The following is an 18,611-nucleotide window of genomic DNA, read 5'->3' on the forward strand; positions in this document are numbered from 1 at the left end:
TGTCGACCAAGGACGGGTGAGAATCACGTTGCGCCCCGGCGTGGGGCCATGTCAGGCTCGTTCTGCTCCTGCGGGTGTGCCGCGCGTGTGAGGGAGCAACCCGAAGGACTGTGATGACGGACATCTCCCGGTACGAGACCACCTCGCGCTGACGTCTGCCCGCTTGCGGTACCCGGCGTCGGCACCAGCCACCACCCGGGAGTCCTTCCATGTTGTCCAACCCTTCCGTCGTGCTGCACGACGTCGCTTTCGCCTGGCCGGACGGCGCCGTCGCGCTCGACCACGTCTCCGGCGCCTTCGGCCGCGGCCGCACCGGCCTGACCGGTCTCAACGGGGCGGGCAAGTCGACCCTGCTGCGGCTGGTCGCCGGCCTGCTCACGCCGACGTCGGGCAGTGTGACGCTCAGCGGCACCGCCGACTACCTCCCGCAGCGGATCACGCACGACGCGGCACCCCGCGAGATCCCTTCGCTCCGCTCCGGAGCCCCTGGAACGGCCCGGACGGGCGAAGCCACGGTCGCCGACCTGCTCGGCATCTCGCCCGTCGTGCGTGCGCTGCGCGCCATCGAGTCGGGGGACGTCGACCCCGCACACTTCGACGTCGTCGGCGATGACTGGGACGTCGAGGAGCGGGCCGTCGCGCTGCTCTCGGCCACCGGCCTGCCCACCGGGCTGGACCGCACGGTCGCGACGCTCTCCGGGGGCGAGACCATGCTCACCGCGATCAGCGGGGTGCGCCTGCGCCAGTCGAGCGGGGGTGGCGCCGTCGCCCTGCTCGACGAGCCGACGAACAACCTCGACGCCGCCGCCCGCGAGCGCCTCTACGCGCTGGTGCGGGGCTGGCGGGGCGCGCTCGTCGTGGTCTCGCACGACCTGGCGCTGCTGGAGCTGATGGACGAGACGGCGGAGCTGCGCGCGGGGTCCCTGACCACGTTCGGGGGGCCGTACTCGGCGTACCGGGAGTGGCTGGCGGTGCAGCAGGAGGCGGCGGCACAGACGTTGCGCTCGGCGGAGCAGACGCTCCGCAGGGAGAAGCGGCAGCGGATCGAGGCGGAGGAGCGGATCGCGCACAGCGAGCGCAAGGGCCGCAAGGATGCCGCGAACAGCAAGTACGTCAAGGCGGTGATCAACGACCGGCGCAACGGTGCGGAGAAGTCGGCGGGGTCGCGGCGCGGGATGCTGGACGACAAGGTCGAGGCCGCGCGGGTGGCGGTCGACCAGGCGGAGCGTGCGGTGCGGGACGACGACCGGATCTCCGTGGACCTGCCGGACCCGGGTGTGCCCGCCGGACGGCGGCTGGCGGTGCTGCGCGGCGCGGACGGCCGGGAGGTCGTGGTCCAGGGTCCAGAGCGGATCGCGTTGACGGGCCCGAACGGCGTCGGCAAGACGACTCTCCTGGAGCGGCTGCTCGTGGACGGGCCGACGGCGTCGGGCGAGCTGCTCACCGACCGCGTGGCGTATCTGCCGCAGCGGGTCGATGTGCTCCCGGACGATGCGCCGGTGCTGGACGCCGTGCGCGCGGGGGCGCCGCACGTGCCGCCGGGGGAGCTGCGCAACCGGCTGGCTCGGTTCCTGGTCCGGGGTGCGGCGGTGGACCGGCCGGTCAGGACGTTGTCGGGCGGTGAGCGGTTCCGGGTGGCGCTGGCGCGGCTGCTCCTGGCCGACCCGCCGGCGCAGCTCCTGATCCTGGACGAGCCGACGAACAACCTGGACATCGCCAGCACCGACCAGCTGGTGGACGCGCTGTCGGCGTACCGGGGCGCGCTGGTGGTGGTGAGCCACGACGGGGCGTTCCTGGACCGGCTGGGCCTGGACGCGGAGATCCGCCTCGACGCGGCGGGAAACCTCATGGAGGTGCGGCGGGGCTGAGGTCGTCCGGGTGGCCCGCGGTACCCGCGTGTACGGGTAAACCCCAGTATCGGTCAGACGGCGGCAAGCAATAAGGTCTCCTTACTTAATGGCGTGAACGTCAAGGAGGACGACCATGCAAGCACGTCGACGGCGCCGTGTACTCGGTGGCCTCACAGCTCTCACCACTGCTCTGCTGACCGTGCTCGCCCTGGGGGTCGGCGCGGCGCCGGCACAGGCGGCCACGGGAGCGATCTCCGGGTACGGCGGCAAGTGCGTCGACGTCGCGGGCGGGAACAGCGCCGACGGTACCCAGGTCCAGCTGTACACCTGCAACGGCACGGCCGCGCAGACCTGGGACGTCCGCTCCGACGGGACGATCCGGGCGCTCGGCAAGTGTCTCGACGTGGCCTGGGGCGACTCCACCAACGGCACCAAGGTGCAGATCGTGGCCTGCAACGGCAACGTGGCGCAGCAGTGGAGGCACCAGGCGGACGGCACCCTGCGGGCACTGGGCAAGTGTCTCGACGTCTCCGGCTGGAACACGGCCGACCGCACCCCGCTCATCATCTGGGACTGCCACGCCGGCGCCAACCAGGTGTGGCAGCTGCCGGCGGGCGACGGTGGCGGCGACCCCGGCACCGGGCGCATGGCCGGAGCTCCCTACCTGTACCTCGGCTGGGGCAACCCGCAGAACCCTGTCGACGTCATGAACCAGACCGGCGTCCGCGGGTTCACGATGGCGTTCATGCTGTCCTCGGGCGGGTGCAACCCCGCATGGGACGGCCAGCGGCCGCTGACGGGCGGCGTCGACCAGCAGACCATCAACGCCATCAAGGCCGCGGGCGGTCAGGTGCAGATCTCGTTCGGCGGATGGTCCGGCACCAAGCTGGGCCCGAACTGCGCCACGCCCGAGGCGTACGCGGGAGCCGTGCAGCGGGTGATCGACGCGCACCACCCCGACGTCGTCGACTTCGACATCGAGAACTCCGACGAGTTCGAGAACGAGGCCGTCCAGGACCGGATCCTGCGCGGTCTGGCCATCGTCAAGCGGAACAACCCCGGCACGAAGATCGTGGTCACGTTCGGCACCGGCCTGAACGGACCCAACTGGTGGGGCACGCGGCTGATCAACCGCGCAGCCGAGCTGGGGACGCCGATCGACAACTACACGATCATGCCGTTCAACTTCGGCTCGACGAACATCGTGCAGTCGACGATCAACGCCTCGGAGGGGCTGAAGAACCAGCTCAAGGCGGCGCACGGCTGGACCGACGCCCAGGCGTACGCGCACATGGGGATCTCCGGCATGAACGGGGTCTCCGACCAGGGCGAGGTCACCACACCCGCGTCCTGGACGCAGATCCGGGACTACGCCCGGAACAACGGGCTCACGCGCCTGGCGTTCTGGTCGGTCAACCGGGACCGGGGCTGCGCGGGCGGGGGGCTGTCGGCGAGCTGCAGCGGCATCGCGCAGCAGAACCTCGAGTTCACGCGCATCACCGCGGGATTCTGACCCTGGTCGTGGGCGTGATCGTCGCGGCTGTTCGCCCGGTCGAGGCGCAACGATCACGCCCACAGCTCAGGGGTCAGGGTGCTAGGTAGGTGGTGCGCATCGTGTAGTCCTTCTCCGGGCCGGTGACGCGCCAGTGCAGCTGCCACCGGGTGGCCAACTCCTCCGACGCCGCGACGCCGCCCTGGTACAGGTCGCGTCCGCACAGGTGCTCGACCGCGCCGGCCGTCCACGGATGGAAGTCGCGGCCGTCCTCGAACGTGACACGCCAGCGCCGTTCGTCGTCGGCCGGGTCCCGGACCAGGAAGAGCGTGCGCGACACGGGCGTGCTCCCGGAGACCCAGTCCAGGGTGCCGTGCTCGGACCAGCGGATCCGGCCGTCGTCCTGCCGGGTGAACCGGGCCGTCCCGTGCGCGGTGTATTCCGCGCCGTCGCGGTGGTCGTGGATCTCCCGTCGGAAGTTCCAGGTGCCGACGAGCCGGAGCGGATCCACGGCTCGACGATAAAGTACGAGGGCTGCCGGAAAATCCTCCGGGTCGTACGCCAGGATGAGCCAGGATGTCCCCATGACGTCGACCCATGAGACCACCGTGTCCGGCGGCCTGGACCCGGCCAACCCCTTCGCCGCACCGTCCGGACTGCCGTACGAGCTGCCCGACTACTCCGCGATCCGGGAGGAGCACTACGAACCGGCCATCGTCGCGGGCATGGCCGCGCACCGTGCCGAGGTCGACGCGATCGTGACACGCTCCGAGGCGGCGACCGTCGAGAACACGCTGGAGGCGCTGGAGCGCGCGGGCCAGCTGCTCGGCAGGGCGTCCGCGGCGTTCTACAACCAGCTGTCCGCGGACGCGACCCCCGCTCTGGAGGACGTGCAGGAGCGGATCGCGCCGCAGCTCGCCGCGCACCAGGACGCCATCCTGATGGACGCGCGGCTCCACGAGCGGGTGCGGTCCCTGGCCGACGCCGCGGCCGCCGGCACCCTCGCCGTCGAACCCGACACCGCCTACCTGCTCGAGAAGCTCCTGACGCAGTTCAAGCGGTCCGGCATCGCGCTGTCCGCGGGCGACCAGGAGCGGCTGCGAGCCCTGAACTCCCGGATCACGTCGCTCCAGGCCGCTTTCGGCCGCAAGCTGCTGGCGGGCGCCAACCAGGCGAGCGTGCTCGTGACCGACGAGGCCGAGCTCGCCGGGTTGTCCGCGGACGCCAAGGCCGGCGCGCGGGCGGCCGCGCAGGCCCGCGGCAAGGACGGCTGGCTCCTCGAGATGCAGCTCTTCACCCACCAGAGCGTGCTCGCCTCCCTGGCGGACGCCGGACTGCGGGCCCGGATCCAGGAGGCGTCCCGGACCCGAGGCGCCACCGGCGGCGGCACCGACACCCGCGAGGTGCTGCTGGAGCTCGCGCGGCTGCGGGCCGAGCACGCCCAGCTGCTCGGCTACGAGCACCACGCCGCCTACGTCGCGGCGGACGCGACCGCCGGCACCACCGCCGCCGTCAACGAGATGCTCGCCCGGCTCGCACCGGCCGCCGTCGGCAACGCGCGGCGCGAGGCGAGGGAGCTCGCCGCGGTGAACGGGGCGCCCGGCGGCCAGAAGCCCGGGAGCGTCGCCGCCGCCGACTGGTCCTACCTGAGCGAGGCGGTGCGCAAGGAACGGTTCAACCTGGACGACGCCGCACTGCGCCCCTACCTCGACCTCGAGCGTGTGGTGCACGACGGCGTGTTCAAGGCAGCCGGCCTCCTGTTCGGGATCTCCTTCAGCGAGCGCTCCGACCTGCAGGGCTACCACCCCGACGTGCGGATCTTCGAGGTGTTCGACGCGCCAGAGCCCGGAGAACCGAACACGGGCCTCGGCCTGTTCCTCGCCGACTGGTACACCCGCGAGTCCAAGCGCGGAGGTGCCTGGATGGACAGCCTGGTGCACCAGAACCACCTGCTGGGCCAGCAGCCCGTGGTGGTCAACAACCTCAACATCGTCAAGCCGCCGGCCGGGGAGCCGACCCTGCTCGTGTGGGACGAGGTCACCACCCTGTTCCACGAGTTCGGGCACGCGCTGCACGGCCTGCTCAGCGACGTCCGCTACCCGTCCCAGTCGGGCACGGCCGTACCGCGCGACTTCGTGGAGTACCCGTCGCAGGTCAACGAGATGTGGTCCTGGGAACCGGAGATCCTGCGGTCGTTCGCGGTGCACCACGCCACCGGCGAGCCCATGCCCGCCGAGTGGGTGGACACCATGCTTGCCTCCCGCCTCTGGGGCGAGGGCTTCGCGACCACGGAGTACCTCGCCGCCGCCCTGCTCGACCAGGCCTGGCACCAGCTCACGCCCGCGGAGGTGCCGACCTCCGTCGAGGACGTGCTGCCCTTCGAGGCGGCGGCGCTCGCGGCGGCCGGCGTCGACTTCGAGTCCGTTCCGCCGCGGTACCGCACCACCTACTTCAACCACATCTTCGGCGGCGGCTACTCGGCCGGGTACTACTCCTACATCTGGTCGGAGGTGCTCGACGCCGACACCGTCGAGTGGTACGCGGAGAACGGTGGCCTCACCCGGGAGAACGGCGAGGCGTTCCGCCGCAAGCTCCTCGCGCGGGGCGGTTCCCAGGACCCGCTGGCGTCGTTCGAGGACCTGCGGGGGCGTGCGCCGGAGATCGCGCCGCTGCTGGCGCGCCGGGGGCTGACGGTGGAACCTTCGTAGACCGCGCGACGGTGCACCGGCCTCGTGCTTGTCGCGGTCGAGCGTCGGCCCCTCGTGTCACACCGGCCGGTTACGGTAGCCCTCGTGACTGAGACTGTTCCGACCCCCACGCCCGTGCCCGCCCCGGTGCCCACCGCCGCCGACGAGGTCATCCGGATCTGCCAGGAGCTGATCCGGGTCGACACGTCGAACTACGGCAACAACGAGGGCCCGGGGGAGCGCGCGGCGGCCGAGTACGTCATGGAGCTGCTGCACGAGGTCGGGCTGGAGCCCGAGCTGTTCGAGTCGCTCCCGGGGCGCGCGTCGGTCGTCGTGCGGCTGGAGGGTCAGGACCGCAGCCGGCCCGCGCTCGTGCTGCACGGGCACCTCGACGTCGTACCGGCGGCCAAGGACGACTGGACGGTCGACCCGTTCGGCGGTGAGGAGACCGACGGGCTGCTGTGGGGTCGCGGCGCCGTCGACATGAAGGACATGGACGCCATGATCCTGGCGGTCGTGCGTCAGATGGTGCGCGAGGGCCGCAAGCCCGCACGCGATGTCGTGGTCGCGTTCTTCGCCGACGAGGAGGCGGGCGGCGTGCACGGCGCGCGGTGGGCCGTGGACCACCGGCCCGAGCTGTTCGAGGGTGCCACCGAGGCGATCTCCGAGGTGGGCGGCTACTCGGTCGAGCTGGGCGGCAAGCGCGCCTACCTGCTGCAGACGGCGGAGAAGGGGCTGGCGTGGCTGCGCCTCGTCGCCGACGGGCGCGCCGGGCACGGATCGCAGGTCAACGGGGAGAACGCCGTGACAGAGCTGGCCGCCGCCGTCGCGCGGATCGGGCAGCACGCCTGGCCGTACACGATCACACCCACGGTGGACGCGCTGCTGCGCGGCGTCGGTGACCTCACCGGGCTGCCGGTGGACTACTCGGACCCCTCGACCATCGACGACCTGATCGCCGCGCTCGGCCCCGTCGCCAAGTTCGTGGGCGCCACCGTGCGCAACACCTCCAACCCGACGCAGCTCGAGGCCGGCTACAAGGCGAACGTGATTCCCGGCCGCGCCGAGGCGACGCTGGACGTGCGGCTCCTGCCGGGTCACGAGGAGACCGGCATGGCGAAGCTGCGCGAGCTCGCGGGACCGGCGGTACGCATCGAGACGATCCACCAGGACACGGCGCTGGAGGTGCCGTTCAGCGGCTCCCTGGTCGACGCCATGGTCGCGGCGATCGACGCGGAGGACCCGGGGGCGAAGGTGCTGCCCTACACGCTGTCGGGCGGCACCGACAACAAGTCGCTGCACCGGCTCGGGATCACCGGCTACGGCTTCGCGCCGCTGCAGCTCACGGGCGACCTCGACTTCGCGGGCATGTTCCACGGCGTCGACGAGCGGGTACCCACCGAGGCGCTGAAGTTCGGTACGCGCGTGCTGGACCGGTTGCTGGCGAGCTGCTGAGCGCCGGCTACGCCGTCAGCTCGGTCAGCAGCGAGCGCGTCGCGGAGACGTAGGAGCCGCCGAAGAGGACCGCGTGCATCGCGAGCGGGTAGAGCTGGTGCAGCCGCACACGGTGCTGCCAGCCGGGGGCGAGCGGGTGCACCTCCTGGTATCCGGCGCGGATCTCCGCGAGGTGCGGCGCTCCGAACAGGTCGAGCATCGCGAGGTCGGTCTCGCGGTGCCCGCCGTGCGCGGCCGGATCGATGAGCGCCGCCTCGACGGCGTCCGCCGGCGGCTCGTCCCCGGGGTGCGCCGGCGGCTCGTCCCCGGGGTGCGCCGGGCGGACCCACATCACGTTCCCGGACCAGAGGTCCCCGTGGAGGCGCGCCGGCTCGTCGTCGGCGGCGGCTCCTGCCAGACGGGGCAGCAGCGCACGGACGGCGTCGACGCGCCGGGCGTCGTCGTCCGTGAAGACCCCGCGGTCGCGTCCCTGGTCCAGCAGCGGGCGCAGCCTCGCGTCCGCGTAGAACTCCGGCCAGGTGGCCCAGGCCCCGCCCGCCATCGGCAGCGGGTCGTCCAGCGGTCCGAACCAGCCGTCCGGCGTGCCGGACCAGCCCCAGGCCGCCGTCGGGCCCGCGCCGAAGGCGTCCGCGCCGACGTCGTGCAGCACGGCCAGGGCCCGGCCGAAGGCGCGCGCGGCCGCGGGGGTCGGCGCGGCGGGGGCGAGGCGTTCCAGGTCGAGATGGCCGGGCCCGACGTCGGACACGCGGGCGACCCGCGGGCCGCCGTCGACGCACAACCAGTCCAGGCCGGCCGCCTCGCGGGCGAAGAAGCCCTCCGGCGCGCCCGCACGAGCCTTGCGGAACACGTCGCGGCCGGCGGGCGTCACAGGGTGGAGGAGACCTTGATGATCTTGCGGCGGAGCCAGACCTTGCGCCTGCCGCCGATGTAGAGAAGGGTCCTTGCCAGCTCCCAACGGCCGTACTCGGCCTCATCGGTGAGCAACCGGCGAGCATCCGGCACGGGGGTGCCCGGATCGAACGTCATCACGCGGTACTCGTACTGACTGTGCTTGCGGAACACGGAGCCGTCTCTCGCCATCTGATGCACCGTCCTCGGGTCGCGGGTGAGGTCAGTTTATGCCGTTTTCATTGCTGAGCGGCGACAGCAACACACTTCGATCCGCCCATTGTGGCTCACGGGGTGCGGCGCAGGGCAACCGGCCGGAGCCAGGTCACGGCGCGCCACAGCCACTCGACCGGACCGTAGGCGAAGTACGTGAGCCAGAGGCGGCTCAGGAGCGACTGCGCCACGATCAGCGCCAGGGACAGCAGGACGACGGGGGTCACGCTCGTCAGGTGGCCGACGTCCGCGACCAGCGGGACCAGTGCCATCACGATCGCGGCACCGACGTAGTTGCTCAGCGCCATCCGGCCCAGCGGCTCGAAGGCGGCGGCGATCGCCCTGCGGGCCGGCGTACGCCAGAGCAGCGCCAGCCCCGAGGTGTACAGCACGGCCATGACCAGGCCGGCGATCCCGCCCGGGGTCGAGAACCGTGGATCGCCCGGTGTGGTCTGCTGCCAGAGCAGGGCGGGCCCGGTCAGCAGGGCCGCGACGGCGAACACGACGGCGACGGCCTTGCCCGGCCGCTCCAGGGCCCGCGGCAGACCGAAGGCGGCCGCCCCCGCACCGAGCAGCACGAGACCCGGGACGGACGGCAGCCCTCCGCCGAAGATCGCGTACGCGGCGAACGTGAGCACGACGCCGGCCCCGAGCGTCACGGGGCGCGGAGCGAACAGGACGACGGGGAGCATCAGCAGGCCGACGACGCCGTACTCCAGGAGGATGTTGCCGGGGTAGGCGAACATCAGGAGCCCGCCGATGACCGTGAGGCCGGCCAGACGGCGCACCAGCACGAGCCCGGGTCGCGGGGCACGCGCGCGGGCGCCGTCGAGCACCAGCCAGAGGCTCATCCCGAACAGGAGGATGAAGATGGGCACGAAACGGGTCTGGACCGTGAGGTAGAGCGCCTCCTCGACCGGGTCGGGGATCCGGGCGCCGCCCTCGATCAGCCGCGCCACGCCGACCTGGGTGATATCGATCGCGTTGACCAGCAGGATCCCGAGAACGGCGAAGCCGCGCAGGGAGTCGAGGAACTGCCAGCGCCGTCGGGTCGCGGTCACCGGTCCGGCCGGCTGGACGAGAGTGCTCATGGCCATCATCCAAGCGATCCGGCACCGGGCCGACATCCACCTACGGGACCAGGTTCCTCGTCGGTGGTCGGGGTAAACCCTGGGCGAGAAATCGGCCGTAACGATCAGGATTTGCGATCCCGCTGGCCAGGACGTGACGCTACAGTCAAGGCATGACCGTTGAACCGCGTGCCGCGCTCGATCGCCTCATTGCCGCACTCGAGGCCCATCATCACGCGGTCGCCACTCGCCGGAGTGACGACGACCCCGCCGTCGACGACGCGTACGACGTGCTCGCCGACGCCTACGAGGTGTACGAGGAGTCCTTGGCCACGGTGTTCGGCGAGGTGACGCCGTTCTACCTGGCCGACGAGGCCGATGAGGTCGACGACGACGATGACGACGAGGACGAGGACCTCGACGACATCGACTTCGACGACGACCTGGAAGAGGCGGAGGAGGAGCCGCAGCCCGCGCAGCAACGCTGATCGGGCACGAGCGCGGGGACGGTCACCAGCGTTCGGGGTAGCCGATCTCGGGGGCGGAGACGTCGTCCAGGGCGGCGTGCACCTCATAGGGCAGCTCGAGGCTCGCGGCGTCCAGCGACGAACGCAGCTGCGCGGGAGTCCGCGCGCCCACGATCGCCGACGCGATGCCCTCGCGCTCCAGCAGCCACGCGACGGCGACCTCCCCGGGGTGCGGCCGAGGCCCTCCGCCGCGGTCGCGACCGCCTCGACGACGGCGGGTGACGGCCCCTCCAGGTACGGCTGGACGAACCCCGCGAGCGCCCCGGCCGCGCGGGAGTCCGCCGGGATGGCGCGCCGGTACTTGCCGGTGAGCACGCCGCGGCCGAGCGGCGACCAGGCGAGCAGCCCGGCACCGAGGGCGTCGGCCGCGGGCAGCACCTCGCGCTCCACGCCGCGCTGCAGCAGCGAGTACTCGAGCTCGACGGCGGCGAGGCCGACGTCGGGCTCGAGCAGCGTCGCCACGCGTGCGGTGGCCCAGCCGGGGTGGTTGCACAGCCCCACGTACCGGGCGCGCCCGCTGGTGACCGCGATGCGCAGCGCGTTGCAGGTCTCCTCGAGCGGGGTGTGCGGGTCGGGGCAGGCCACGAGGAACAGGTCCACGTGGTCGGTCCCCATGCGCAGCAGCGACTCGTCGAGACTGTCGAGCAGCGCGCCGCGCGAGGCGTCCACCACGCGGCCGGAGCCGCCGTCGGGCCGGGACTCCGAGCGGATGCCGGCCTTGGTGGCGAGCACCACCTCGTGCCGCGCCACCTTGCCGGAGAGCAGGGTGCCGATGACTCGTTCGGCGTCGCCGTCGGCGTAGCTGGCCGCGGTGTCGATCAGGGTCCCGCCGGCGTCGAGGAAGTCGCGCACCTGCTCGACCGCGTCGATCTCGTCGGTGTCGCGACCCCAGGTCATGGTCCCGAGACCCAGCTCGGAGACCCGTAGGCCAGACCTGCCCACGCGGCGTCGTTCCATGTGAGGCAGGCTACCCGGGGCTCTTGCGGGTGCGTCAGGAGGCGCGCCGTGGGGTAGTGTCACCGCCCGTGACTGCGTGGGAAGCGATCCTTCTGGGCCTGGTTCAGGGCCTTACCGAGTTCCTGCCGATCTCGTCGTCGGCGCACCTGCGGATCGTCGGTGAGCTGCTCGGCTCGGGTGACCCAGGCGCGGCCTTCACCGCCATCACGCAGATCGGTACCGAGATCGCGGTGATCATCTACTACCGCAAGAAGATCGGTGCGATCCTCGTCGCCTGGTTCAAGGCCCTCTCGGGTGCGAACGGCAACGGTTGGCGCGCGCGCGCCGGCCTGGGGCCGCGGCCCGGGTCGGTCGACCTGCGGCACGGTCGCCCCGGTGCCACCGCCAACCACGACGCCGCGATGGGCTGGTACATCATCTTCGGCTCGATCCCGATCGTGGTGCTCGGCCTTCTGTTCGAGGACCAGATCGAGTCCACGTTCCGCAACCTCTGGCTCACCGTCTTCACGCTCGCGTTCTTTGGGCTCCTGCTGCTCCTGGCCGACGTCTTCGGCCGCCAGGAGCGCGAGCTGACGTCGCTCACGGGGCCCAGCGCCCTCGGCTTCGGTCTGGCTCAGGCGCTGGCACTGGTGCCGGGCGTGTCCCGTTCCGGTGGCACGATCACCGCCGGCATGACCATGGGCTTCACGCGCAGGGCCGCCGCGGACTACTCGTTCCTCCTCGCCCTGCCCGCGGTTCTCGGCTCCGGCTTCTACCAGCTGTTCAAGACGATGGGTGAGCCCATCCCCGAGGGTGCGCCCGGCTGGGGCGCGACGATCATCGCGACGATCATCGCGTTCGGTGTCGGGTACGCGGTAATCATCGGGTTCCTCAAGATCGTCGGGAACTACTCCTACAAGCCGTTCGTGTTCTACCGGTTCGCGCTCGCGGGCGCCGTCGTGTGGCTGCTCATGTCGGGCACCATCGACGCGACCGGCGGCGTCAGCTAGAACACACCGCCAGGGTCCTGACGTGGTCCGGGGGCGTCCCGGGCGGCGGTTATCGTTGGTCGCGTGCACGCCTGGCCCACACCCCAAGTCCCGGAGCTTCCCGGCTTCCCCGCCTCCGACCCGGTGCGGGTCCACGACTCGTCCACCGGAGAGCTCGTCGAGGCGGCACCAGGGCCACGGGCCCGGCTGTACGCCTGCGGCATCACCCCGTACGACGCCACCCACATCGGGCACGCGAACACCTACGTGGCGTTCGACCTGCTGGTGCGCGCGTGGCGCGACGCGGGCAAGGACGTGGTCTACACCTCGAACGTGACCGACGTCGACGACCCGCTGCTGGAGCGTGCGGACGCGACCGGTGTGGACTGGCGCGAGCTCGCCGCCGACCAGACCGCACTGTTCCGCGAGGACATGACGGCGCTCGGCGTCGTCCCGCCGGACACGTGGACCGGTGCCGTGGAGTCGGTGCCCGACGTCGTGCGCGCCGTGGCGGCGCTGGTCGAGTCCGGTGCCGCGTATCGGGTGCCGCTCGAGCCAGGTGCCGGCGGCTCGACGCCGGAGCTGGGCGACGTCTACGCCGACCTCACCGCCGACCCGCACTTCGGTGCCGTGGCGCACCTCGACCGCGAGCAGGCGCTGGCCGACTTCGCCGAGCACGGCGGCGACCCCGACCGTGCGGGCAAGAAGGACGCGCTCGACCCGCTGCTGTGGCGCCGTGAGCGCCCGGGCGAGCCCGCCTGGGACGGCGGCCTCCTCGGCACCGGCCGCCCCGGCTGGCACATCGAGTGTGCGGTGATCGCCCGGGACGGCCTCGGCCTGGCCGCGGGGGAGCGGTTCGACGTGCAGGGTGGCGGCTCGGACCTGCTGTTCCCGCACCACGAGATGTCGACCTCCCACCTGCGGCTGCTGTGTCCGGGGCCCGACGGCGAGCCCGACGGCGAGCCCGCCGGGGCACGCACGCACGTGCACGCGGGACTCGTCGGCTACGAGGGCGAGAAGATGAGCAAGTCGCTCGGCAACCTGGTGCTGGTGTCGCGCCTGCGGGCGGCCGGCCACGACCCGATGGCGATCCGGCTGGCCCTGCTGGTCCACCACTACCGCACCGACTGGGAGTGGGACGAGACCTCTCTGCCCGAGGGCGAGGCCCGGCTCGTGCGGTGGCGCTCCGCGGTGTCCGGCAACGGCGGCCCGTCCCCCGACGCGACGCTGGCCGCGGTGCGTGCGGCGCTCGCGAACGACCTCGACGCACCGGCCGCGGTGGCCGCCGTCGACGCCTGGGCCGAGCTGTCCCTCGACCCCGCGCGGGACACGTCCGCCGACGAAGAGGGTGCTCCTGGGGTGCTGGCTCGCACGGTGAACGCCCTGCTCGGAGTGCGTCTCTGACCGTTCTGCGACCCGGTGCGCACCAGGTAGGCCAGGGCCACGTCAGGCGCCGGTCAGGTTAGTTTTGACCCCTGCTTCCGTTTGCATTTAACCCGGGGCAGGATGGGAGCATGACGGAGTACGAGGAAGACTTCACGGGCGAGACCCGGGTCACCGTCACGACGACGCCCCGGTGCAGCACGCGCTATCGCGTGGTGCGCAACGGACCGGGATACGCACCGGTCTACGATCGCGTCGAGGACGCCGCACGGTGCCTCGAGACATGGGTGGGATTTCACGGTCCGGACGCCGGAGTGCGGATCGAGCCGATCTCGAACAGTGCGTGACCGGCACACCGAGCTGACACCGACAGAGGCCCGGGCCCTTCAAGGGGGTCCGGGCCTCTGTGCCGTCGCAGAGCCTGCCGTATCGCAGAGCCTGCCGTGCGCAGGGCCTGCCGTGCGCAGGGCCTGCCGTGCGCAGTACCTGCCCGGCCGGGTGGCCGGGCGGCTGGGCGGCTGGGTGGCCTGAGCCCATGGCGCCGGCCGTCGCCGGCTGCTCCAATGAACCCATGGACGCAGCAGAGCTTCGTGCCCGCCAAACACCGCTGAAGGACAAGTACCGGACCGACCCCGAGGCCGCGACGACGCCACTGCGCGCCTCGGCCACCTTCGGGGACCCCGGTGTCACCGCGACGGTCGCGACCTGGGCGGGCCCGTGCGCGCCGGGCTGCACAGCGCCACGGGCGGCGACGGCTCGGACGCCTGCAGCGGCGACATGCTGCTCGAGGCGGTCCTCGCCTGCGCGGGCGTCACGCTCCGCAGCGTCGCCACGGTGATGGGCGTCCGCGTCGGCTCGGCCGCGCTGACGGCGACCGGCTCGTTCGACGCCTGCGGGACGCTCGGCCTCGACCGCGACGTCCCGGTCGGTGTCGGCGAGATCACCATCCGGGCAGACCTCGACACGGACGCCGACGACGCGACGCTGCAGCGCCTCGGCGCCCTGGCGGAGCGGTACTGCGTGGTCGGCCAGAGCCTGAGGGTGCCGCCGGCGATCGTCGTGCGCCGGGCGCGGGACCAGAGCTGACGTTCCGAGGTGGTGGAAGGGGGCCTTGGGGTTCGGGTGCCGAACCGCAAGATGCGCGTTCGGGGCGGTGTGCGGTGGCGGTGCCGAGCCGCAGGTTGCGGGTGGTTGTGGGTGCCGAGCCGCACGTTGTGGGTCGCCATCGGTGCCGAGCCGCAGGTTACAAGTGGCGGTGGGTGCCGAGCCGCACGTTGTGGGTCGCCATCCGTGCCGAACCGCAGGCAACACGTGCACTAGGCCCTGTACGGACTCGTAACCTTCGGCTGGGGCCATCCAGGGCGTGGATCTTGCGGTTCGGCGTGCGAGATCGGGCCCGGGGGCGCGGAGGTTGCGGTTCGGCGTGTCGGAGCGGTCCGGAGAGTACGGAGGTTGCGATTCGGGGCGCTGGACAGGCCGGGAGGACACGCAGGTTGCGGTTCGGCATCGTCATCTCGATGTGGCGCACTCCTGACGTTCATTCGGCATCATCCCCGCGCGCTGCCAACTCGTCGCCGGCGGTTCGGTGCGCCGCAATGCACACCAGCAGCGCTGCGGCCGCGCGGCACCAGCGAGCCGCACCAACACAGGGCCGTCCCAGTGCCAAGGCCGTCGTGACCCGGCCGTCGTGACCCGGCCGTCGTGACCCGGCCGTCGTGACCCGGCCGTCGTGACCCGGCCGTCGCGACCACGACCGCCCTCTCACGAACGCCCCCGGAAACGCCCGCCCGGCACAGCACGTCCAACCGACGGACAGCCCCGGGACGTCAGAGCTTCTCGGGACCGCTGTCCTTGCCGCCGGTGTCCCGCCGGCGCAGGTAGCGCTCGAACTCTCGCGCTATCGCGTCGCCGGACGCCTCGGGGAGCTCGGCGGTGTCCTTCGCCTCCTCCAGCTGGGCCACGTACTCGGAGATCTCCGAGTCCTCCGAGGCCAGCTCGTCGACGCCGTGCTGCCAGGCGGCGGCGTCGTCGGGCAGCTCGCCCATCGGGACGGACTCGCCGAGGATCTCCTCCACGCGGGTGAGGATCGCGAGCGTCGCCTTGGGCGACGGCGGGTTGGCGACGTAGTGCGGCACCGCTGCCCAGAGGCTGACCGACTGCAGGTCGCGCTCCGCCGCCTCGTGCTGCAGCACCCCGACGATCCCGGTGGGCCCCTGGTAGGTGTTCGCCTCGATGTCGAGCACGGCCTGCAGGCCCACGCTGTCCGACGTCGCGGTCATCGGGATGGGCCGCGTGTGCGGCACGTCGGCCAGGAGGGCGCCGAGCGTGATGACGGTCCGTACCCCGAGGTCGTCCGCCACCTGGAGCAGTTCCTCGCAGTACTTGCGCCAGCGCATCGACGGCTCGACGCCGTGGACCAGCACCACCTTGCGTTCACCTACCTGCGCCACCGACACGGACGTCGTCGGCCAGGTGATGGATCGCTTGCCCTCGTCGTCCAACGAGATGTACGGCCGGTTGACCTGGAAGTCGTGGAACTCCTCCGGGTCGAGCTCGGTCACCTTCTCGGCACCCCACACCTCGGCCAGGTGAGTGAGGGCCGACGTTGCGGCGCTCCCTGCATCGTTCCAACCTTCGAAGGCAGCGAGGAGCACGGTCTGGCGAGGCGAGGCCTCCGGCTGCTCGTGATGCGCGTCGGTCATCCCCCCAGCCTAGGGTGTGGGGCGCTCGACGTGGCCAGGGGCGTGGCCGCGTTCGCGGACGGGCGAATTGCTGGTCGGGTGTTGCGGGCGGACCGACCGGCCAGGTCAGAACACCGGCACGCCGGCGCGCAGCGCTCCGCGGACCTGTACCTCGACGCCGCGCCACGTCCCGGACCACAGGGTGTAGCCAGGGTTCATCATGCGCTGGTCGATGGCGTGGTCCAGGCCGAGGGCGCGGGCGATGCTCTCGCCGTCGTCGAGGTGCCAGGGCTGCAGGCACACTCGTTCGGGAGTCACGGTGAGTACTTCGATCCAGTCCGCACGGACGTGGCGCAGGAGATCGATGACATCGCCGAGACGTTCGGTGACCGACTGCGATGCAATGGGATTCACGAGGCTCTCCGGGGCACGGGTCGGGCATAGGGCGGACATGTGACGACTAGCTGACTCCACTGTGCGCCGAGGGCATGGGACGTGCCATCGGCAGCGCTCGGGACGTTTCGGTGATAGATACGTCCCTGGGGGGTAACACGTGAGGAATCAACGACTGGTCGCAGCGATGAGCCAGGCCGGCCTGAGTCAGGTGCGCCTGGCGGCCGCCGTCGGCGTCGATCCGAAGACGGTGGAGCGGTGGGTGGCCCAGGGCCGCACCCCGCACCCACGGCACCGCGTCGCGGTCTCCGACGCCCTGGGCTGCGACGTCGCGGCACTCTGGGGCGACGTCGACCGCGCCGAGGCGGCGGCCCAGGAGATCGTCGGTGTGTACCCGGCGCGGCGTGCCGTGCCGTCGGGGACCTGGCGAGCGTTCCTGGCGGGCGTGGAGCAGCGGTTCGAGCTGCACGCGTTCGCGGCGACGTTCCTGCCCGACCAGACCCTGGACCTGACCACGGAGATCGTCACCATGGCAGCGCGTGGCGTCCAGGTGCGCCTCCTCCTGGGCGACCCCGAGGGGGACGCGGTGGCGGTACGTACCCAGGAGGAGGGCGGGACCGGCCTGGCCGGGCGTATCGCGCTGGTGCTGGCCTACCTGGCGCCCGCTCTGGGCACGCCGGGGGTCGAGGTGCGGCTGCACGACCGCACGCTGTACGCCACGACGTTCCGGTTCGACGACGACCTGCTGGTCAACACCCACGTCTGGGGCTCACCTGCGGGAGCCAATCCGCTGCTGCACCTCAAGGACGGGCCGGAGGCGTCGATGGCGCCGGCCTACCAGGCAGGGTTCGAGCGGGTCTGGAGCGGCGCGAAACCATTGGAGGCCTGGCCGCGGACGGAGGACTCGGGCAAGGTGGCGTGATGGTGCGGTTCGACTATTTCGACGACCCGACCGCTCCGCCCGTGAACTCGGTGGTTCCGTCGGTCACGGTGGCGGTACAGGACGACGTCGGACGGCTGCTCCTCATCCATCGCACCGACAACGACCTGTGGGCCCTGCCGGGCGGCGGCATCGACCCCGGCGAGACCGTGCGGGAGGCGGGCGTCCGGGAGACCGAGGAGGAGACCGGATACCACGTGCGGATCACCGGCCTGATCGGGATCTACACCGATCCTCGGCACGTGATCGTGTACTCGGACGGCGAGGTCCGGGCCCAGTTCTCCATCTGCATGCGCGGCACGGTCACGGGCGGCACGCTGCGCACCTCCGGCGAGTCGAGCGACGTCGTGTGGCAGCAGGTCGACCGGCTCGGCGACCTCGCGATCCACCCCTCGATGCGGCTGCGGATCGAGCACGCGGTGGACGCGACGCGGACCGAGCCGTTCCTCACCTGAGCGGCCGCTCCAGCCGGCGCTCGATCCCGGTCACGGTCCGCCGCAGCCACGGCTCCGCGTGCCGCATGCTGCGGGACACGAGGTGGCTCGGCGGGTAGCGGTCGTAGATGCGGTCGAACCGCTCGTCCACGGTGACTTCCTCGCCGCGCGCCGACGTGGTCATGTCGCAGTAGGTGAGCAGGTCCAGCAGCTCGCCCGACGGCGTGGGGAACTCGCGCCGCAGCACCGTGTCCAGACCTCGCTCCGCCGCTTCGACGGTGGCCGCCGTGTGGTGTGCGACGAGGCCGGTCAGCTCTGCCGGGGCGCCGAGCGCGCGCAGGTAGCGGGCGCCGTCGAGCTGGTGCAGGCCGGTGTCCCGGGCTGCCGCGGCATACCCGACGTCGTGCAGGTACGCGGCGGAGACGAGCAGGTCCGGCCGGCCCAGCCTCCGCGCGACCTGCTCGGCCCGGCGTCCGACGCCGATCGAGTGGGCGAGACGGTCGGCACCGGGTTCGAAGAGCTCGGTCAGCAGCGCCTGTGCGCCCGCGGGATCGAGCTCCCGCGGGGTGGTTCCGTGCATCGGTTCACCGTAGATCGCCGGGCCGTACGCGGCGCGGCGGGCGACGAGGGACAAGGCCGGGGAAGCTGTGCTGGTTCGCATCCGTGGTCCTCC

At 71.9% G+C, this 18,611-nt stretch carries 18 protein-coding genes and 1 pseudogene; 11 read left to right on the top strand and 8 right to left on the bottom strand.

Going from position 1 to position 18,611, the window contains the following annotated elements; all coding sequences use genetic code 11:
* Positions 1-209 precede the first annotated feature (209 nt).
* Both ACFSL2_RS01855 and ACFSL2_RS01860 read left to right on the top strand, forming a co-directional pair.
* Positions 210-1,868: an ABC-F family ATP-binding cassette domain-containing protein gene (locus tag ACFSL2_RS01855; protein WP_377196199.1), complete on the top strand. Its 1,659-nt coding sequence runs from the start codon at positions 210-212 to the stop codon at positions 1,866-1,868.
* Positions 1,869-1,983: 115 nt separating this feature from the next.
* Entirely contained in the window at positions 1,984-3,363 is a 1,380-nt protein-coding gene (locus ACFSL2_RS01860) for a ricin-type beta-trefoil lectin domain protein (protein ID WP_377196200.1), read from the top strand.
* 73 nt (positions 3,364-3,436) lie between these two features.
* On the opposite strand, the gene ACFSL2_RS01865 is transcribed toward ACFSL2_RS01860, so the two are convergent.
* Entirely contained in the window at positions 3,437-3,853 is a 417-nt protein-coding gene (locus ACFSL2_RS01865; protein ID WP_377196201.1) for a DUF6314 family protein, read from the bottom strand.
* Positions 3,854-3,926: 73 nt separating this feature from the next.
* Between ACFSL2_RS01865 and ACFSL2_RS01870 the strand changes: the two genes are divergently transcribed.
* Positions 3,927-6,050 (top strand): M3 family metallopeptidase, encoded by a 2,124-nt coding sequence (locus ACFSL2_RS01870; RefSeq protein WP_377196202.1) that lies wholly within the window; start codon positions 3,927-3,929, stop codon positions 6,048-6,050.
* Positions 6,051-6,134: 84 nt separating this feature from the next.
* Entirely contained in the window at positions 6,135-7,484 is a 1,350-nt protein-coding gene (locus tag ACFSL2_RS01875) for a M20/M25/M40 family metallo-hydrolase (RefSeq protein ID WP_377196203.1), read from the top strand.
* Between the two features lie 7 nt (positions 7,485-7,491).
* Here ACFSL2_RS01875 and ACFSL2_RS01880 read toward each other — a convergent pair whose 3' ends face one another.
* The 3 genes from ACFSL2_RS01880 to ACFSL2_RS01890 all read right to left on the bottom strand — a co-directional run bounded on the left by ACFSL2_RS01880 (position 7,492) and on the right by ACFSL2_RS01890 (position 9,676).
* Positions 7,492-8,352, bottom strand: a complete 861-nt coding sequence (locus ACFSL2_RS01880; protein ID WP_377196204.1) for a fructosamine kinase family protein — start codon at positions 8,350-8,352, stop codon at positions 7,492-7,494.
* Positions 8,349-8,564 (bottom strand): DUF5703 family protein, encoded by a 216-nt coding sequence (locus ACFSL2_RS01885; protein ID WP_377196205.1) that lies wholly within the window; start codon positions 8,562-8,564, stop codon positions 8,349-8,351. The genes ACFSL2_RS01880 and ACFSL2_RS01885 overlap by 4 nt, the downstream gene beginning before the upstream one ends.
* A gap of 95 nt (positions 8,565-8,659) precedes the next feature.
* Complete coding sequence (locus ACFSL2_RS01890) at positions 8,660-9,676, bottom strand: DUF418 domain-containing protein (RefSeq protein WP_377196206.1); 1,017 nt, start codon at positions 9,674-9,676, stop codon at positions 8,660-8,662.
* A gap of 152 nt (positions 9,677-9,828) precedes the next feature.
* On the opposite strand from ACFSL2_RS01890, the gene ACFSL2_RS01895 reads away from it, so the two are divergent.
* Positions 9,829-10,143 carry a primosomal protein gene (locus tag ACFSL2_RS01895; protein ID WP_377196207.1) on the top strand — a complete coding sequence of 105 codons (315 nt, stop codon included), beginning with the start codon at positions 9,829-9,831 and terminating at the stop codon, positions 10,141-10,143.
* 22 nt (positions 10,144-10,165) lie between these two features.
* Here ACFSL2_RS01895 and ACFSL2_RS01900 read toward each other — a convergent pair.
* Positions 10,166-11,139, bottom strand: a pseudogene (locus tag ACFSL2_RS01900) (aldo/keto reductase).
* A 68-nt stretch (positions 11,140-11,207) separates the two neighbouring features.
* Between ACFSL2_RS01900 and ACFSL2_RS01905 the strand changes: the two are divergent.
* From ACFSL2_RS01905 to ACFSL2_RS01920, 4 genes are all read left to right on the top strand, one after another.
* Positions 11,208-12,128, top strand: coding sequence for an undecaprenyl-diphosphate phosphatase (locus tag ACFSL2_RS01905; protein ID WP_377196208.1), 921 nt, complete (start codon positions 11,208-11,210; stop codon positions 12,126-12,128).
* A gap of 63 nt (positions 12,129-12,191) precedes the next feature.
* The gene (mshC, locus tag ACFSL2_RS01910; protein ID WP_377196209.1) at positions 12,192-13,511 is read left to right on the top strand and encodes a cysteine--1-D-myo-inosityl 2-amino-2-deoxy-alpha-D-glucopyranoside ligase; all 1,320 of its coding nucleotides are present in this window, start codon (positions 12,192-12,194) and stop codon (positions 13,509-13,511) included.
* 110 nt (positions 13,512-13,621) lie between these two features.
* Complete coding sequence (locus ACFSL2_RS01915; protein ID WP_108494475.1) at positions 13,622-13,837, top strand: hypothetical protein; 216 nt, start codon at positions 13,622-13,624, stop codon at positions 13,835-13,837.
* A gap of 370 nt (positions 13,838-14,207) precedes the next feature.
* A complete protein-coding gene (locus ACFSL2_RS01920; protein WP_377196210.1) occupies positions 14,208-14,576 on the top strand; it encodes an OsmC family protein in 369 nt (122 codons plus the stop codon).
* A 740-nt stretch (positions 14,577-15,316) separates the two neighbouring features.
* Here ACFSL2_RS01920 and ACFSL2_RS01925 read toward each other — a convergent pair.
* Positions 15,317-16,192: a PAC2 family protein gene (locus ACFSL2_RS01925; RefSeq protein WP_377196211.1), complete on the bottom strand. Its 876-nt coding sequence runs from the start codon at positions 16,190-16,192 to the stop codon at positions 15,317-15,319.
* 105 nt (positions 16,193-16,297) lie between these two features.
* Positions 16,298-16,585 (bottom strand): hypothetical protein, encoded by a 288-nt coding sequence (locus ACFSL2_RS01930; protein WP_377196212.1) that lies wholly within the window; start codon positions 16,583-16,585, stop codon positions 16,298-16,300.
* 139 nt (positions 16,586-16,724) lie between these two features.
* Here ACFSL2_RS01930 and ACFSL2_RS01935 point away from each other — a divergent pair, with 139 nt between their 5' ends.
* Positions 16,725-17,486, top strand: coding sequence for an XRE family transcriptional regulator (locus tag ACFSL2_RS01935; protein ID WP_377196213.1), 762 nt, complete (start codon positions 16,725-16,727; stop codon positions 17,484-17,486).
* Complete coding sequence (locus ACFSL2_RS01940; protein WP_377196214.1) at positions 17,486-17,959, top strand: NUDIX hydrolase; 474 nt, start codon at positions 17,486-17,488, stop codon at positions 17,957-17,959. The genes ACFSL2_RS01935 and ACFSL2_RS01940 overlap by 1 nt, the downstream gene beginning before the upstream one ends.
* Here ACFSL2_RS01940 and ACFSL2_RS01945 read toward each other — a convergent pair.
* Positions 17,952-18,599: an HD domain-containing protein gene (locus ACFSL2_RS01945; protein ID WP_377196215.1), complete on the bottom strand. Its 648-nt coding sequence runs from the start codon at positions 18,597-18,599 to the stop codon at positions 17,952-17,954. The two genes, ACFSL2_RS01940 and ACFSL2_RS01945, sit on opposite strands and share 8 nt — an antisense overlap.
* Positions 18,600-18,611 lie beyond the last annotated feature (12 nt).

Origin of the sequence: Promicromonospora aerolata (genome assembly GCF_042682255.1) — a bacterium.
Taxonomy (GTDB): Bacteria; Actinomycetota; Actinomycetes; order Actinomycetales; family Cellulomonadaceae; genus Promicromonospora; species Promicromonospora aerolata.

Excerpts from the sequence above, each read along its gene's own strand:
- ACFSL2_RS01855 (WP_377196199.1), top strand. The coding sequence starts at position 210 with ATGTTGTCCAACCCTTCCGTCGTGCTGCACGACGTCGCTTTCGCCTGG.
- ACFSL2_RS01860 (WP_377196200.1), top strand. The coding sequence starts at position 1,984 with ATGCAAGCACGTCGACGGCGCCGTGTACTCGGTGGCCTCACAGCTCTC.
- ACFSL2_RS01870 (WP_377196202.1), top strand. The coding sequence starts at position 3,927 with ATGACGTCGACCCATGAGACCACCGTGTCCGGCGGCCTGGACCCGGCC.
- ACFSL2_RS01885 (WP_377196205.1), bottom strand. The coding sequence starts at position 8,564 with ATGGCGAGAGACGGCTCCGTGTTCCGCAAGCACAGTCAGTACGAGTAC.
- ACFSL2_RS01890 (WP_377196206.1), bottom strand. The coding sequence starts at position 9,676 with ATGAGCACTCTCGTCCAGCCGGCCGGACCGGTGACCGCGACCCGACGG.
- ACFSL2_RS01895 (WP_377196207.1), top strand. The coding sequence starts at position 9,829 with ATGACCGTTGAACCGCGTGCCGCGCTCGATCGCCTCATTGCCGCACTC.
- ACFSL2_RS01915 (WP_108494475.1), top strand. The coding sequence starts at position 13,622 with ATGACGGAGTACGAGGAAGACTTCACGGGCGAGACCCGGGTCACCGTC.
- ACFSL2_RS01925 (WP_377196211.1), bottom strand. The coding sequence starts at position 16,192 with ATGACCGACGCGCATCACGAGCAGCCGGAGGCCTCGCCTCGCCAGACC.
- ACFSL2_RS01940 (WP_377196214.1), top strand. The coding sequence starts at position 17,486 with ATGGTGCGGTTCGACTATTTCGACGACCCGACCGCTCCGCCCGTGAAC.
- ACFSL2_RS01945 (WP_377196215.1), bottom strand. The coding sequence starts at position 18,599 with ATGCGAACCAGCACAGCTTCCCCGGCCTTGTCCCTCGTCGCCCGCCGC.